The sequence below is a fragment of the Streptomyces odontomachicola genome, assembly GCF_039605595.1.
Classification (GTDB): Bacteria; Actinomycetota; Actinomycetes; order Streptomycetales; family Streptomycetaceae; genus Streptomyces.
Window position 1 is genome coordinate 164,649 of record NZ_JBCFOK010000016.1, and the last position, 14,304, is coordinate 178,952.

Consider the following 14,304-nt stretch of genomic DNA (forward strand, 5'->3'; position numbering starts at 1 on the left):
TGTGAGCGCGGCCGGGCGGATGCCGACTCCCGCGGTCCTCAATCCGCCCGGCCGCGCTCCTCGTTCACGACGTCGGCCGTCCAGCCGTACGTGAGCTCCGCGCCGTCCACGGTGATCGCCTCCACCGAGGGCCCCGCGGGGTCGATGTCGGCGACCAGCCCCTCGCCCGCGTACCGGGGGTACCCGCTGGCCCCGGTCTCCCCCGTGGCGTGCACCCACTCCCGGCGCACGGCCGTGTCCGCGACCTCGGCCTCACTGGCCTCGGCCTCCTCCTCGGGCGGCTGGGGCGTGACGGCGATCTCGTAGCGCGCTGCGTGATGCGACATGGGGCCGACGCTAGGTCAGCCGCCGCGTGCGGGCACGGGGGCCGGCGCCGTCAGGGGGACCCGGCCCCCTCGATGAGCGCCCGCCGCTCCCGCCACTTCGTACGGGCCCGCTCGTAGTCCTCGGATTCCTTGCGCGTGGCCTCGCGCAATTCCCCCTCGTACGCGAACACGGTCATCCCGTCCGCCAACTCCACCGCGTACACGAACGGCACGGGCCCCGTCCGTTTCACCACACGCCCCGTACGAAATTTGACGTCCTGCCGCACGATGTCGCCCGGTTGGAATCCTTCATGAATGTTCGTGGTCATGTTTCGCCCGCCTCGGAAATTGTTTTGTGCAACGACATCCGAGTCAACGACGAAGGGGCGGGAACGGCCGTCGGGAAGAATCGCCAAAGTGTCACGCGGACCCCGGCACTGCTCTAGCCTGAGCTGCGACAACACGGGTCACGCGGAGGCGAAATGACTGTGCGTCAGATGCTCGTCGTTCGGCGCAAGGCGTGCGGCTACACTCAGGAGAAACTGGCAGCCGCCGTCGGAGTGGCACCCAGCACCTACCGGAACTGGGAACGCGGCAGAAGCACCCCGTACGGCGTGTACTGGCCCCGGCTCCGTGGCGCGCTGCACCTGTCGCGGGAGGAACTCGCCGCGATCCTGAGTGACGCGCCACTTCCTGAACAGGGGGAAAACCCTGTGGACCGACGCACCTTCGTATTCGATTCCGCGGCGATAGCGGCCGCGGCGGCGCTGCACGTTCCGCCCGGCACCACGAACGACATCGTGAAGTATTTCCAGGACCAACTGCGCGGGCACGTACAGGCAGATGGCCTGATCGGCCCGCAGCAGGTGCTGCCGACGGTGGTGCAACAAGCCGGCACCCTCGCCGGGTTGGCATCCGGAGCCACCGGCAAGGGCCGCAAACAGCTCTGGCAGACCACCGCCGCGTACGGGATCATGACGTCGTGGCTGTACCGGGTGTCCGGTGCGACGCGCGAAGGCCGGCAGTGGGGCACCCGCATGATCGATCTCGCGCACCGCGGCGACGAGCCCCAACTCGTCGCGCACGCCCTGGTCAACCGCGCAATGGTCGAGGCGGATCGCGGCGACGGGCGGTCCACCCTCGAATTCGCCGCGTCCGCCGTCGACAACGAGCGGCGCATGTGCCCCAAGATCAGGGTGCAGGCACTCCAAGCGCAGGCACACGGCTACGCGTTGATCGGCGACCGCGCCGGGGCCGACATCGCGCTGAACCGGGCCGAGCCCCTGGTCGACAAGATCCACGACGGATATCCGTGGGGCCTCGCGGTCGGCGGTGCCCGCTATCTCGACGCCCAACGGGCCACCTGCTACACCCGCCTACGGCTCGGAAGCGAAGCGGCGGCGCTGTGGCCGGACATCATCGCCGACCGGCGGGTGGGGGTGCGGGACCGCGCGGTGTTCACCGCCCGGTACGCCGCCTCCCTCGCCGACGCGAAGCAGCCGGAAGCCGCAGTCGCCGCGCTACAAGACGCCGTACCGTCAGCGGCCGTGGGCTCGGGCCGCCTGAGGACCGAACTCCTCACCGCCTGGGACCGGTTGGAACCATGGCGCTATGCCACACCGGGCAAGCAGGCACGCCGCGTACTCGCCGACATCGACCTGCTCTGATCCGGTCGATCAGCGACGCTGTCAGCGGTCGAACCGTGACCGTAGCTGCTCAGGGACACGGTCGCCGTGGATCCGGATGCCGGCCGCGGCCTCTTCGATCCGGTGCAGGTCGCCGGGTGTCAGCTCGACGTCGAGCGCGCCCAGGTTCTCTTCCAGGCGGTGCAATTTGGTGGTGCCGGGTATCGGTACGCACCACGGCTTCTGCGCCAGCACCCAGGCGAGAGCGATCTGGGCCTGCGTGGCCCCCTTGTCGTCGGCGATCTGCCGCAACAGGTCGACCAGCACCTGGTTGGCCTGCCGCGCTTCGGGGCTGAAGCGCGGCAGCAGGCGGCGGAGGTCGTCGTCGGCCAGCGACGTACGGGAATCGATCGTGCCGGTCAGAAATCCCTTGCCGAGCGGGCTGTAGGGCACCAGGCCGATGCCCAATTCCTCCAGGGTCGGAATGACCTCGGTTTCGTGCTCGCGCATCCAGAGCGAATACTCGCTTTGCAGCGCCGTCACCGCCTGCACGGCATGGGCGCGACGAATCGTCGCGGCACCGGCCTCGGACAAACCGAAGTGCTTCACCTTGCCTTCTGCGATCAGCTCCTTGACCGTGCCGGCCACGTCTTCAACAGGCACATCGGGGTCGGCCCGTGCTCGCCGTGCCTGATGCCGAATTTGGTGGCGAGCAGAGCACCACCTGGTCGCGGACCGGCTCCAGCGCCTCACCGACCAGTTCCTCATTGGCGAACGGGCCGTAGACCTCGGCAGTGTCGAAGAACGTCACCCCGCGGTCGACGGCCGCCCGCAGCAACTTCGTCACCTTGGAGCGCAGTCCAAGCAAGCGGAACAGGTAAGGGGCGCACGACCGGCGCCGCGCGCCCGCCTCCTCAGCCGCCCACCCCCGGCGCCGCGGGCGGCCCATCCCCCGCACCCGTGCCCCAACGCGAGGGCGTCGCGCCGAGCTTGAAGGTCAACGAACCCTGGCGCCGGATGTCGGCCGTGCTCACCCACGTACGGGACAGGTTCGCGCCGCCCAACCGCGCGGAGCGGATGTACTTGCCGTCCCCGGAACCCGCACCCTCGGCCCGTACGGACAGCCGGCCGCGCGGCCAGAAAGCGCGGTCCAGGGTGACGTCCACCCTGTCGAAAGCCGGCGCCGACAACCCCCACGTGTCCGTCCCGGGATACACGGGAAAGACGCCCATCGACGTGAGCACCATCCACGACGACATGGTCCCCAGGTCGTCATTACCGGTCACCCCGTCGGGGCCCGTCGTGAAAAGCCCCAGCGCCGCGTGCACCACATCGGTCGTCTTCCACGGCGTACCGGTCGACAGATACATATACGGCGCGATCAGATCCGGCTCGTTCTGCGGGTTGTACTTGTCCGCGTTGTAGTAGTCGTACGGCCCATTCACCCACACCTCGCGCGCGGTCTTCCCGGGATCCTTCACCAACTGGTCGTAGGCGAAGAAGGAGTCGAGCCGCTTCTCCGTCTTCTCCCTCCCGCCGATGAGCCGCATCAGCCCGCGCGGATCCTGCGGCGCCAGCCACATGTACTGCCAGGACGTCCCCTCGTGGAACCCCTCGCTCTTGGCCGGATCGGCAGGCCCGGTGAACTTCCCCGCACCGTCCCGCGCCCGGAAGAAGCCAGTGCTCGCATCGAAGACGCTGCGGTAATTCCCGGCACGCCGCGCATACCGCGCCGCGTCGTCCCCATGCCCCAGATCGCGGGCCATCCGCGCCAACGCCCCGTCCGACAGCGCGTATTCGAGCGTCGCCGAGCCGCCGTGCTCGAAGTCGGAGTCGCCGGGCTTCTCACGCTTGCCATCCGGTACATGGGGCACATACCCGTGCTTCAGATAATGCGCGTTCCCCATCCGCCCCACGTACGGGGAATCCGCGGGCGGCACCCCGTCCGCATTCTTCTTCAGGACCCGGTAAGCCTCCTCCTCATGCCCCTTCAGCAATCCCTGCTGATAGGCGTTGGTGAGGAACGGCGTCACCGGATCCCCGGTCATGATGTTGGTCTCGACCGTCCCGTACCCCCACTTCGGCAGCCAGCCGCCCTGCCGGTCCACGTCCAGCAGCGAGAGCGCCATGTCGCGGGACTCGCGCGGCGCGAGCAGCGCGAGGAGCTGGGCCTGGGTGCGGTAGGTGTCCCACAGGGACCAGTTCTGGTAGTACGTGTGATCCGTCGCGCGGTGAACGCGCTGGTCCCAGCCCCGATAGCGGCGGTCCACGTCCTCGCCGACGTTCGGGTGCAGCAGCGCGCGGTAGAGCGAGGAGTAGAAGACGCGGCGCCGCTCCTCGCTGCCGCCCTTCACCCGCACCTGCCCGAGCCGCTTCTCCCAGGCCGCGCGCGCCGCGGCCCGGGTCGCGTCGAAGGAGCGCACGCCCTCGGCGGCGAGATTGCGCGCCGCGCCCTTGGCATCCACGTACGAGAGCGAGGTCACCGCCTCCACATCGCGGTCCCCGCCACGGGTGTCGAAGCGTACGTACGCGCCGCGCCGGCCCTCACCGCGCGAGGCGTCGCTGCCCGCGCTCACCGTGTCGCCGCTCCACGTCCCGTGCCCCGCGAAGGGCCGGTCGAAGCGGGTGACGGTGTGCACCGTGTACGGGCGCGTGTCCTGGCAGAAGCCGCGCCCGGTGATGGAGGTGCGCACCGTGCGGTCGTCCAGCACCTCGACCTTGCTGTCGGTGACCTTGTGCAGGGCCTGGCCCGTGTTGAGCAGGACATTGGCCTTTTCGGTCGCGGGGAAGGTGTAGCGCTGGTGCCCGGTGTGGCGTGTGGCGGTCAGCTCGGCCCTCGTACCCCCGTAGTCGTCGAACCGGACGGCGTACGAGCCCGGCGAAGCGCTCTCGTTCTCGTGCCGGAAGCCCGCGGCGTACTTGGTGTTGTCGGTGCTCGTGATGTCGCCGGTCGTGGGCAGCACCGGCAGATCGCCGCCGAGGCCGCAGCCGACGCCCGACAGGTGCACGGCGGAGAAGCCGCGGATGCTCTTGTGCTTCCAGTCGTAACCGGTGGTGTGCCCGGTGTCGGGCGAGAGCTGCACCTTGCCGAAGGGCGCGGCGGCGCCGGGGAAGGTGTTGCCCTCGTTCTGCGTGCCGATGAAGGGGTTGACCAGGTCGGTGAGGCGTTCACGCGCCGAAGGGTCCGCCCCGGAGGGGCCCGGCGGTGCCGCGGTCGCGGCGGGCGGGGAGCCGAGCAGCCCCGCGCACACCACCGCAGCCGTCAGCGCCGCGGCTCTTCGGCGTCTCCGGGCGCTTCCCTCACGTGCATCGCGTACCTGACGTGCCACGGCGGCCTCCGGGGAGTTCGACAACGTTGTCGGTCACACGCACGGCACACAGCGTCCTCAGCGCCAACTGCCCCTGTCAACACTCCCGTTCGCGGGTTTCTCGTCTCTTTCGCGGGTTCCGCCGTCCCGCGCGCGTCCGGACCGTCCGCCGGCGCCGCTTCCGCCCACTGACTGGGTCACGCGCTCTCGCCTGCGCCGTCCCGGTCCCGCACACTGGTGCCCGGCCGGCACGGACCTGCCGCCGCACGGAGCTGCCCTGGGAGGCGTGGGATGCGCGAGGCGCGGAAGTCCGGCGCCGGTGCCCGGCGGGCACCGGCCGTACGCGCCCTCCTCGCCCTCCTCGCGGGCGCGCTGCCCGCGCTGGCCTTCCCCACTCCGGCGCTGTGGTGGCTGGCCTGGGTGTGCCTGGTGCCGTGGCTGCTGCTGCTCCGCTCGGCGGACACCGGGCGCAGGGCCGCGCTGTACGGCTGGCTCGGCGGCACCGGCTTCATGTTCGCGGTGCACCACTGGCTGATCCCGAGCCTGCACGTGTTCACGCTGGTCCTCGCGGCGCTGCTGGGCGCGCTCTGGGCACCGTGGGGGTGGCTGGCACGGCGGCTGCTGGGCGGGGTTCCTGACGGTCCGTCGGGTGCGGAGGCGGACGCGGCGTCGGGCGGAGCGGCGAACGGGGCCCCGCGCGCGGCGCGCTTCGGTACGGCCGCGCTGCTGCTCCCCGCGGGGTGGCTGCTGGTCGAACTGGTCCGCTCCTGGCAGTTCCTGGGCGGCCCCTGGGGCCTGCTCGGCGCCAGCCAGTGGCAGGTCGGCCCCGCGCTGCGGCTCGCCTCGGTGGGCGGGGTGTGGCTGATCAGCTTCCTGGTGGTCGCGGTGAACGTCGGTGTGACCGCGCTGCTCGTCTCCAGCAGGGGCCGTGTCGCGGGGGCGGTCACCCTGGTGCTGGCGGTGGCCGCCACGACCGCGGCCTGGGCGTGGGCGCCGCGGCCCGCCGAGGACCCGGGCCGTACGGCACGCATCGGCGTCATACAGGCCGGTGAACAGGCGCCGACCGTGGAGCAGCGCTACCAGCGCAGCGCGCAGCTCACCCGGGAGATGGCGCACCGCGGGCAGCGCCCCGACCTGGTGGTGTGGGGCGAGAGCAGCATCGGCGTGGACCTCGGCGCGCACCCCCGGGTACGCGCCCGCCTCGCCGCCCTGTCCGCCGAGGTCGGGGCCCCGCTGCTGGTGAACGTCGACGCCCGGCGGGCCGACGGCCACGGCATCTTCAAGAGTTCGGTACTGATCACCCCGCACGGGCCCACGGGTCCGCGCTACGACAAGATGCGCCTGGTGCCGTTCGGCGAGTACGTACCGTTCCGCTCGGTTCTGGGCTGGGCCACCTCGGTGGGCAAGGCCGCGGGCGAGGACCGCATGCGCGGCACGGAGCCGGTGATGATGCGCGCGGGCGGGCTGCGCTTCGGGCCGCTGATCTGCTTCGAGACGGCGTTCCCCGACATGAGCCGCCATCTGGTGCGGCAGGGCGCGCAGTTGCTGGTCGCGCAGTCCTCCACCGCGACCTTCCAGCACAGCTGGGCACCCGCGCAGCACGCCTCGCTCGCCGCCCTGCGGGGCGCGGAGAGCGGCCGCCCGATGGTGCACGCGACCCTCACGGGCGAGAGCGCCGTGTACGGGGGCCGCGGCGAGGCCCTGGGCCCGCGGATGGGCGTGCGGGAGAGCGGCACGCGGGTGTACGGGGTCCCGTCCACGACGGGCACGACGCTGTACGTGCGCTTCGGTGACTGGGTTCCGTACGGATGCCTCGCGGGGGTCGCGGCGTACGCGTTCTTGGCAGGCGCCCGAGCCGTACGCCGTAACCAGGCCCCCTCCCCGGTCCCCGGCGAACCGGCCCCCAACGAGCCCGCCCCGGCCGAACGTTGACCGCGGCAATCAAGCGCTCCCGGCGGCGAAGCGTCGCCGCCACCCACAGGCAGCCGGCGGCGCGGAGCGTCGCAGGCAGCCGGGCAAGGCAATAGCGCCCGCACCCACCCACCCACCCACTCCCGCCGCGGCGCAAAGCGGCCACAGCCGAGACCGCCCGGCGGTTTCGGGGCGCGAAGCGCGCATACGAAGCGGGAGCCGACCAGCAGCGGAACGCGACGGTCGCGGCGGAAAGCAACCCAGCGCGCGGCACACGCGAAGCGCAAGGGCACGCGGCACACGCGAAGCGCAAGGGCGCGCGGCACACGCGAAGCGAAGCGCGTACGCCACCCGGGGCGGATCCCTCCCCCACACCGGTGCGGCGGGTGGCCTCGCGGCGACGCACGGAGAACCTTGGGGCGCAACCGACAAGACCAGCGCCACCACACCGCGCGAAAGGAACCATCCGTGCCGGAGTTGTTCATCGACGGGACCTGGACCACCGCGGCGGGCGGCGGCACGCGTGAGGTCGTCAACCCGTACGACGCCTCGGTCGTGACGACCGTGGACGAGGCGTCCGAGGCAGACGTCGACGCCGCCGTCCAGGCGGCCCGCCGCGCGTTCGACGCGGGCGGCTGGTCCGACGCCCCGACCCGCGACCGCGCCGACGTACTGCACCGCGTGAGCCAACTGCTGCTGCGCGATCAAGAGGAGATCGCCCGCATCGAGACCCTGGACACCGGCAAGACGCTCGCCGAGGCCCGCATCGACGTCGAGGACGTCAGCAACGCGTTCCGCTTCTACGCTGAGTCCGCCGACAAGCACGGCGGCCGCGTCGTCGACGTGGGCCCCGACGTGCTGAGCCGCGTCGTGCACCACCCCGTCGGCGTCTGCTCGCTCATCGCGCCGTGGAACTATCCGCTGCTCCAGGCGTCCTGGAAGGTCGCCCCCGCGCTCGCCGCCGGCAACACCTTCGTGCTCAAGCCGAGCGAGACGACCCCGCTCAGCACCGTGCACATGGTCAAGCTGATCGAGGAGGCCGGGGCGCCGCGCGGGGTGGCCAACCTGGTACTGGGCTCCGGGGGTTCGGTGGGCGCGGCGATGGTCGCGCACGACGACGTGGACCTGGTGTCCTTCACCGGCGGGCTGTCCACGGGACAGCGGATCATGGCAGCGGCGGCACCCGGCGTGAAGAAGATCGCGCTGGAGCTGGGCGGCAAGAACCCCAACGTGGTGTTCGCCGACGCCGACTTCGAGGCCGCGGTCGACTACGCGCTGGACGCCTCCTTCCTGCACTCGGGCCAGGTGTGCTCGGCCGGTTCCCGGCTGATCGTGCACGAGGACGTCCACGACGCGTTCGTGGAGCGGATGGCCGACAAGGCGAGCCGCATCCGGCTGGGCAGCGGCCTGGACCCGCAGACCGAGAGCGGACCGCTCAGCTCCGCCGAGCACCGCGACAAGGTCGAGGCGTACCTCGACATCGCGCGGCAGGAGGGCGCGCGCCTGGTCACCGGCGGCCGCCGCCCGGACGACCCCGCGCTGGCGAACGGCTTCTTCCTGCTCCCGACGATCTTCGCCGACTGCGACCGCTCGATGCGGATCGTGCAGGAGGAGGTGTTCGGGCCGGTGGTGACGGTCGAGCGGTTCCGTACGGAGGACGAGGCCGTACGGCTCGCGAACGACACCCGGTACGGGCTCGCCGGCGGGCTGTGGAGCAGCGACGCGAGCCTCGCGCAGCGGGTCGCGAACCGGCTGCGGCACGGCACCGTGTGGATCAACGACTTCCATCCGTACGTACCCCAGGCCGAATGGGGCGGATTCGGCCGCTCCGGCGTCGGGCGGGAGCTGGGCGTCGCGGGCCTGGAGGAGTACCGCGAGGCCAAGCACATCTACCAGAACCTGCGGCCGGGCCCCTCCGGCTGGTTCAAGGGCTGAGCCCGGTGGCACACGAGGAGCCCGCGGCGGCGGGCGACGAGCGCGGGAGCGAGTTCCGCAAGGACATGGGCCCCTGGGCGAACTTCGCGCTGGGCTTCACCTACCTCTCCCCCGTGGTGAGCACCTACACCCTGTTCGGCACCGCGCTCGCCGAGGGCGGACCGCCGATGATCTGGGCGTTCGTGATGGCGGGCGCGGGGCAGTTCCTGGTCGCGCTGATCTTCGGCGAGGTGGTGGCGCAGTACCCGATCGCGGGCGGGGTCTATCCGTGGACGCGCCGGCTGTGGGGCAAGCGCTGGGCGTGGATGTCCGGCTGGATCTACATGTGGGCGCTGATCATCACCATCACCAGCGTCGCGTACGGCGCGGGCCCCTATGTGGCGATCATGCTCGGCTTCGACCCCACCGTGCACACGACGGTGCTGTGCACGGTCTGCCTGATCGTGCTCGCGGTGCTCATCAACTACGCCGGTACGAGAGTGCTGTCCTGGGCCGCGGTGATCGGCTTCTCCGCCGAGCTGGTGGGCGCGCTGATCGTGGGCGTGTGGCTGCTGGTGACCGAGCGGCACCACGGCCTGGGCGTGCTCTTCGACGACTTCGGCGCCTCGGGCGGCGGCAGCTATCTGCCGGTGTTCCTGTCCGCCGGGATCATCGGCTTCTACCAGTACTACGGCTTCGAGGCGTGCGGCGACGTCGCCGAGGAGGTCAAGCACCCGGGGAAGATGATCCCCAAGGCGATGCGCCGCACCATCTACATCGGCGGCGCGGCGGCCACCTTCACCTGCCTGTGCCTGCTGCTCTCCGTCGCCGACTACCGCGCGGTGATCAGCGGCAAGGCGTCCGACCCGGTGACGACCGTGCTCTTCGACGCGCTGGGCGAGTTCGGCGCGCGCGGGGTGATGGCGGTCGTGCTGATCTCCTTCCTGTCCTGCACCGTGAGCCTCCAGGCAGCGGCCGGCCGGCTGATCTACTCGTACGCGCGCGACGAGATGATCGTGGGCCACAAGCTGCTCCGGCAGTTCTCGCACGCGCGGGCGGTGCCCGGCTACGCGCTGCTGGTGGCGGCCGTGCTGCCGGTACTGATCGCCTTCGGCTCGCTGATCTCCGCCGATGCCCTCACCAAGATCGTGTCCTTCGCGATCCTGGGCATCTACGGCGCCTTCCAGATGGTCGTGCTCGCCGCCCTGCGCGCCCGCCTGAAGGGCTGGCGCCCGAGCGGCGAATTCCAACTGGGCCGCTGGGGGCTGCTGGTGAACGCCGGCGCCCTCGCCTACGGGATCTTCGCGATCATCACCATCGCCTGGCCGCGCACCCCCGAGGCGCCCTGGTACGAGAACTGGATCGTGGTGCTGAGCGGCGGCGTGGTGGTCGTGGCGGGACTGCTCTACATGTTCACCACGCACCACTACGGCCGCAGCGACGCCCCCGCGGACGACGCGATCCCGCGCCAGTCGAAGGAGCCCGCACCGGGCGCACGGGGCTGAGGCGCTGGGCTGGGCCCCAGTCCCACGAGCTCCAGCTCCACGAGTCCCAGCTCCACAAGCCGCGGCGGGCACCTCACCCGCCGCGGCCCCTCCCCGGGGCTCAGCCCGCCGCTGCCTCGATGTCGTCGACTATGCGCTCGCACAACTCGTGGGTGCGCAGGGCATCCTGGGCCGTGAGCTCCTTCCCTGCGCGCACCGCGTCGAGGAAGGAGAGCGCCGCCTGCTCGATGCCGCGCTGCCGTGCCACCGGCACCCAGTCGCCGCGGCGGCGCACGCTCGGCTGGCCCTTGTGGTCCACGATCGCCGCCATGTCGCGCACCTCGCGCTTGGTGTCCTGGCCCGAGACCTCCAAGATCTCCTCGGCCGAACCCGACAGCCTGTTCATCGCGCCGATCGCCGTGAACCCGTCGCCCGCCAGGGTCAGCACCACCTGGTGCAGCAGGCCCTCGCGCACCCGGGCCCGCACCGCGACGTCGTCGGCCACGCCCGGCAGCAGGAACCGCAGGGTGTCCACGACGTGGATGAAGTCGTCCAGCACCATGCGCCGCGGGTCCTCGGGCAGCCCCACCCGGTGCTTCTGGAGCAGGATCAGCTCGCGCGGATGCTCCAGGCACTGGGCGTAACAGGGCGCGAAGCGCCGGTTGAAGCCCACGGCCAACTGGGTGCCGCGCTGCTCGGCCAGCTCCACCAGCCGCCGCGACGCGTCGAGCTCATACGCCAGCGGCTTGTCCACGTACGTCGGCACCCCGGCCTCCAGGAGCCGGCCGACGAGCGCCGGGTGCGCGGCGGTGGCCGCGTGCACGAAGGCCGCGTCGGGCCGCGCCGCCAGCAGTCCGTCGAGGTCGGCGTGGCGGTGCTCCTCGGGTATGCGATGCGCGGCGCCGAGCCGCTCCAGGGTGGCGGGCGTGCGGGTCACCAGATGCGGCTCCACGCCGGGCTGCGCGGCGAGCACGGGCAGATACGCCTTCTCGGCGATGTCCCCCAGGCCGATCACGCCGATTCTCACAAGGCTTCCTCCCGTCGAACGTGCCCGGCAGCATACGCGTGGCCCGGCGGGCTCCAGTCGGCCACTCCGTCCAGGGCGCGCAGCGCGAGCCCCGGGCCGAACCTGTTGACCAGCGCCATCGCGGCGTTCCGCGCGGCGCACGCGGGGGCCGAGGTCAGCGTGGTCATCCGCGCCACCCGCGACGAGCGGCGCACGACCTCGCTGGTGCGCGGCAGCCGGTCGCGGGTGTAGGCGCGCAGCAGCCCCTCGACAGCGGCCTCGGGGTCCGGCTCCGACTCCGGAGTCGGAGCCGGACCCGACTCCGGTGCCGACGCGTGGTGGGCGAGCACTATCGCGTCCTCGATGGCTTGGTTGCCGCCCTGGCCGAGGCTCGGCGGCATGGCGTGCGCCGCGTCGCCGAGGAGCGCGGTGCGGCCGCGGTGCAGTGCGGGCAGCGGTGCGGCCATCGCATACACGTCGTTGCGCAGCACGCCGTCCGGCGCGGCGGCGCGTATCAGCTCGGGCACCGGATCGTGCCAGGTGCCGAACCTCCGCAGCAGCTCGGCCCGTTCGCCGTCCGGCGCCCGCTCCCCCGGCGGCAGTGCGGCAGCGGCGTACGCATACACCCGGCCGTCCGGGAGCGGCTGGCTGCCCCACAGCAGGCCGCGCCCCCACGTCTCGTGCGGCGCGAACGGACCGCGGGGCGCCGGCACCACGATCCGCCACGTGGTGAAGCCCGCATAGCGCGGCGCGGGGTGGCCGGGGAACAGGACGTCGCGGGCGGCGGAGCGTATGCCGTCGGCGGCGACGAGGAGGTGAGCCGTCACGTCGCCGTCGGCGGTGCGCACACGGGCCGGGCGCCCCGCGCCGCCGGGGTCGGTGATCTCCGCCTCGGCGCCGGTGGTCACGGCGTCCTCGGGGATCATCTCCCGCAGCATGCCCAGGAGTTGGGCGCGGTGGAGCAGGACGAGGGGGCCGCCATAGCGTGCGGCCGCCGCCTCGTTGCTGGTGCGCGAGAGCCAGCGTCCCGACGGGGTGCGCAGCCCGCCCTCGGAGGTCCAGCTCCGCAGCGCGCGGACCGTGTCGCCGAGCCCTATGCGGTCCAGGGCGCGCTGCGCGTTGGGCGCCAGCGCGATGCCCGCGCCGACGGGCTCCAGCGAGGGCGCCCGCTCCAGCACCCGCACATGCCAGCCCGCTCGGTGCAGCGCTGCGGCCGCGGTGAGTCCGCCGACCCCGGCGCCGATGACAACTGCCGTGCGCTCGCCCATGGTTGCCCCCTCTGTCCCCGAGACCGCTCTGCCCCCGAGACCACCGCCTCGGGGCACACCGCCCCAGAGCACTACACCTGTAGTGCACGAGTCCCACGCTACTACAGCCGTAGTGCGGGCGGTAGGCTGCGGCCATGCCCGATTCGAGGGAACCGACCGAACCGCCCTCCCCCGGCTCCCGTTCCGGCGAGCGCACCCCCGCCCGTTCCGCGGAACGCGGGGAGCGCGGGGAGCGTGGGGAGCGCACGCCGCGTGCCGAGCTGATCGCGGACGCCGCGATAGAGCTGCTGGCCGAGCGCGGCATGCGCGGGCTCACCCACCGCGCCGTGGACGAGGCCGCGGGACTCCCGCAGGGCTCCACCTCCAACCACGCGCGCACCCGCGCCGCGCTGCTGGAGGCCGCGGTGCGACGGCTGGCCGAGCGCGAGGCCGAGGTGCTCTCACCTCGGGAGACGGCGGCGCTGGGCGGCAGTTCCGAGGCGATCGCCGACAGCATCGCGCTGGCCCTGCACCGCTATCTGACCGGCCACCAGACCCTGCTGCTCGCACGCTACGAGCTCGCCCTGGAGGCCACCCGCAGACCCGAGCTGCGCACCCGGTACGACCGCACCGGCACCAGCTCCTTCCGCGAACCCCTGGTGGCCCTGCTCACCGAGGCGGGCTCCATCGACCCCGAGCGGCACGCGCTGTCCCTGGTGTCCTGGTGCGACGGCGTGCTCTTCTCCTGCACCGCGGGCTCGTACCACGACGCGGTGCCCAGCGAGGGCGAACTCCAGGCGGGTGCGCGGGAGTTGCTGCACGGCATGCTGGGCTGAGGACCACGGGCCACCGGGGCCACGGTGCTCGGAAATCGCCTCGCCGCCCGCGACGGCCCCGTACACAATGGCCGCCATGACGACGGAGACGGACGACAACGGCGGAAGCGGGGCCGGGAGCGGAAACACGAGCGGGAGCGGCATGACGGCGCCGCGCGAGCGGCTCATGCCGCCCGGGGTCACCGGCAGCATGCGCGAACTCCTGGAGAAATGGCTGGAGTTGCAGCGCGAGACCCTGGCCCACAAGTGCGCGGGCCTGGACGACGCGCGCCTGCGCGAGGCCGCTGTGCCGCCCTCGGACCTCTCCCTGCTGGGGCTGGTGAAGCATCTGACCGATGTCGAACGGCACTGGTTCCGCAGGGTGCTGAGCGGTGAGGACGCGCCGCCGCGCTACTACACGGACGACGACCCCGACGGCGACTTCCGGGTCGGGGCCGAGGAGAGCGCCGAGGCCCTGTTCGCCACGTGGCGCGAGGAGATCGCGGTGGCCCGCGAGCGCGCGGCGGAGCGAGAGCTGGCGGACACCGGCCGGCACCACGGCCGCCCGGTCGACCTCGCCTGGATCTACACGCACATGATCGAGGAGTACGCCCGCCACCTCGGCCACGCGGACCTGCTCAGGGAGCGCCTGGACGGGACGACGGGCTACTGAGGGGCTGCCGAGGGAG

General features: G+C 72.2%; 13 protein-coding genes and 1 pseudogene. 7 read left to right on the plus strand and 7 right to left on the minus strand.

From position 1 onward, the window contains the following. Positions 1 to 38: 38 nt before the first annotated feature. Positions 39 to 326: a hypothetical protein gene (locus ABEE00_RS27230; protein WP_345748323.1), complete on the minus strand. Its 288-nt coding sequence runs from the start codon at positions 324 to 326 to the stop codon at positions 39 to 41. A 50-nt stretch (positions 327 to 376) separates the two neighbouring features. Next, the gene (locus ABEE00_RS27235) at positions 377 to 634 is read right to left on the minus strand and encodes a hypothetical protein (protein ID WP_345748324.1); all 258 of its coding nucleotides are present in this window, start codon (positions 632 to 634) and stop codon (positions 377 to 379) included. A 168-nt stretch (positions 635 to 802) separates the two neighbouring features. On the opposite strand from ABEE00_RS27235, the pseudogene ABEE00_RS35890 reads away from it, so the two are divergent. Continuing rightward, positions 803 to 901 (plus strand): annotated as a pseudogene (locus ABEE00_RS35890) (helix-turn-helix transcriptional regulator); the annotation flags it as partial. Positions 902 to 1,018: 117 nt separating this feature from the next. Then, positions 1,019 to 1,972 carry an NsdA family TPR-like regulatory protein gene (locus tag ABEE00_RS27240; RefSeq protein WP_345748325.1) on the plus strand — a complete coding sequence of 318 codons (954 nt, stop codon included), beginning with the start codon at positions 1,019 to 1,021 and terminating at the stop codon, positions 1,970 to 1,972. 21 nt (positions 1,973 to 1,993) lie between these two features. Here ABEE00_RS27240 and ABEE00_RS27245 read toward each other — a convergent pair whose 3' ends face one another. The 3 genes from ABEE00_RS27245 to ABEE00_RS27255 all read right to left on the minus strand — a co-directional run bounded on the left by ABEE00_RS27245 (position 1,994) and on the right by ABEE00_RS27255 (position 5,259). After that, positions 1,994 to 2,578, minus strand: a complete 585-nt coding sequence (locus ABEE00_RS27245; protein ID WP_345748326.1) for an aldo/keto reductase — start codon at positions 2,576 to 2,578, stop codon at positions 1,994 to 1,996. Positions 2,579 to 2,582: 4 nt separating this feature from the next. Then, positions 2,583 to 2,777 (minus strand): aldo/keto reductase, encoded by a 195-nt coding sequence (locus tag ABEE00_RS27250; RefSeq protein ID WP_345748327.1) that lies wholly within the window; start codon positions 2,775 to 2,777, stop codon positions 2,583 to 2,585. Positions 2,778 to 2,844: 67 nt separating this feature from the next. Beyond that, a complete protein-coding gene (locus ABEE00_RS27255; protein ID WP_451918671.1) occupies positions 2,845 to 5,259 on the minus strand; it encodes a GH92 family glycosyl hydrolase in 2,415 nt (804 codons plus the stop codon). Positions 5,260 to 5,529: 270 nt separating this feature from the next. Between ABEE00_RS27255 and lnt the strand changes: the two genes are divergently transcribed. From lnt to ABEE00_RS27270, 3 genes are all read left to right on the plus strand, one after another. Next, positions 5,530 to 7,170, plus strand: a complete 1,641-nt coding sequence (gene lnt, locus ABEE00_RS27260) for an apolipoprotein N-acyltransferase (RefSeq protein ID WP_345748328.1) — start codon at positions 5,530 to 5,532, stop codon at positions 7,168 to 7,170. 447 nt (positions 7,171 to 7,617) lie between these two features. Continuing rightward, positions 7,618 to 9,084, plus strand: a complete 1,467-nt coding sequence (locus ABEE00_RS27265; RefSeq protein ID WP_345748329.1) for an aldehyde dehydrogenase family protein — start codon at positions 7,618 to 7,620, stop codon at positions 9,082 to 9,084. Between the two features lie 5 nt (positions 9,085 to 9,089). After that, the gene (locus ABEE00_RS27270; protein ID WP_345748330.1) at positions 9,090 to 10,568 is read left to right on the plus strand and encodes an APC family permease; all 1,479 of its coding nucleotides are present in this window, start codon (positions 9,090 to 9,092) and stop codon (positions 10,566 to 10,568) included. 100 nt (positions 10,569 to 10,668) lie between these two features. Here ABEE00_RS27270 and ABEE00_RS27275 read toward each other — a convergent pair whose 3' ends face one another. Together ABEE00_RS27275 and ABEE00_RS27280 are read right to left on the minus strand one after the other, a co-directional pair. Continuing rightward, the gene (locus ABEE00_RS27275) at positions 10,669 to 11,574 is read right to left on the minus strand and encodes a Gfo/Idh/MocA family protein (RefSeq protein WP_345748331.1); all 906 of its coding nucleotides are present in this window, start codon (positions 11,572 to 11,574) and stop codon (positions 10,669 to 10,671) included. Further along, positions 11,571 to 12,821, minus strand: coding sequence for an FAD-dependent monooxygenase (locus tag ABEE00_RS27280; protein WP_345748332.1), 1,251 nt, complete (start codon positions 12,819 to 12,821; stop codon positions 11,571 to 11,573). The genes ABEE00_RS27275 and ABEE00_RS27280 overlap by 4 nt, the downstream gene beginning before the upstream one ends. 134 nt (positions 12,822 to 12,955) lie before the next feature. Here ABEE00_RS27280 and ABEE00_RS27285 point away from each other — a divergent pair, with 134 nt between their 5' ends. Next, the gene (locus ABEE00_RS27285; protein WP_345748333.1) at positions 12,956 to 13,636 is read left to right on the plus strand and encodes a TetR/AcrR family transcriptional regulator; all 681 of its coding nucleotides are present in this window, start codon (positions 12,956 to 12,958) and stop codon (positions 13,634 to 13,636) included. 142 nt (positions 13,637 to 13,778) lie between these two features. Beyond that, positions 13,779 to 14,288, plus strand: coding sequence for a DinB family protein (locus ABEE00_RS27290; protein WP_345748383.1), 510 nt, complete (start codon positions 13,779 to 13,781; stop codon positions 14,286 to 14,288). Positions 14,289 to 14,304: the final 16 nt, after the last annotated feature.

Excerpts from the sequence above, each read along its gene's own strand:
- ABEE00_RS27230 (WP_345748323.1), bottom strand. The coding sequence starts at position 326 with ATGTCGCATCACGCAGCGCGCTACGAGATCGCCGTCACGCCCCAGCCG.
- ABEE00_RS27280 (WP_345748332.1), bottom strand. The coding sequence starts at position 12,821 with ATGGGCGAGCGCACGGCAGTTGTCATCGGCGCCGGGGTCGGCGGACTC.
- lnt (WP_345748328.1), top strand. The coding sequence starts at position 5,530 with ATGCGCGAGGCGCGGAAGTCCGGCGCCGGTGCCCGGCGGGCACCGGCC.
- ABEE00_RS27235 (WP_345748324.1), bottom strand. The coding sequence starts at position 634 with ATGACCACGAACATTCATGAAGGATTCCAACCGGGCGACATCGTGCGG.
- ABEE00_RS27285 (WP_345748333.1), top strand. The coding sequence starts at position 12,956 with ATGCCCGATTCGAGGGAACCGACCGAACCGCCCTCCCCCGGCTCCCGT.
- ABEE00_RS27290 (WP_345748383.1), top strand. The coding sequence starts at position 13,779 with ATGACGGCGCCGCGCGAGCGGCTCATGCCGCCCGGGGTCACCGGCAGC.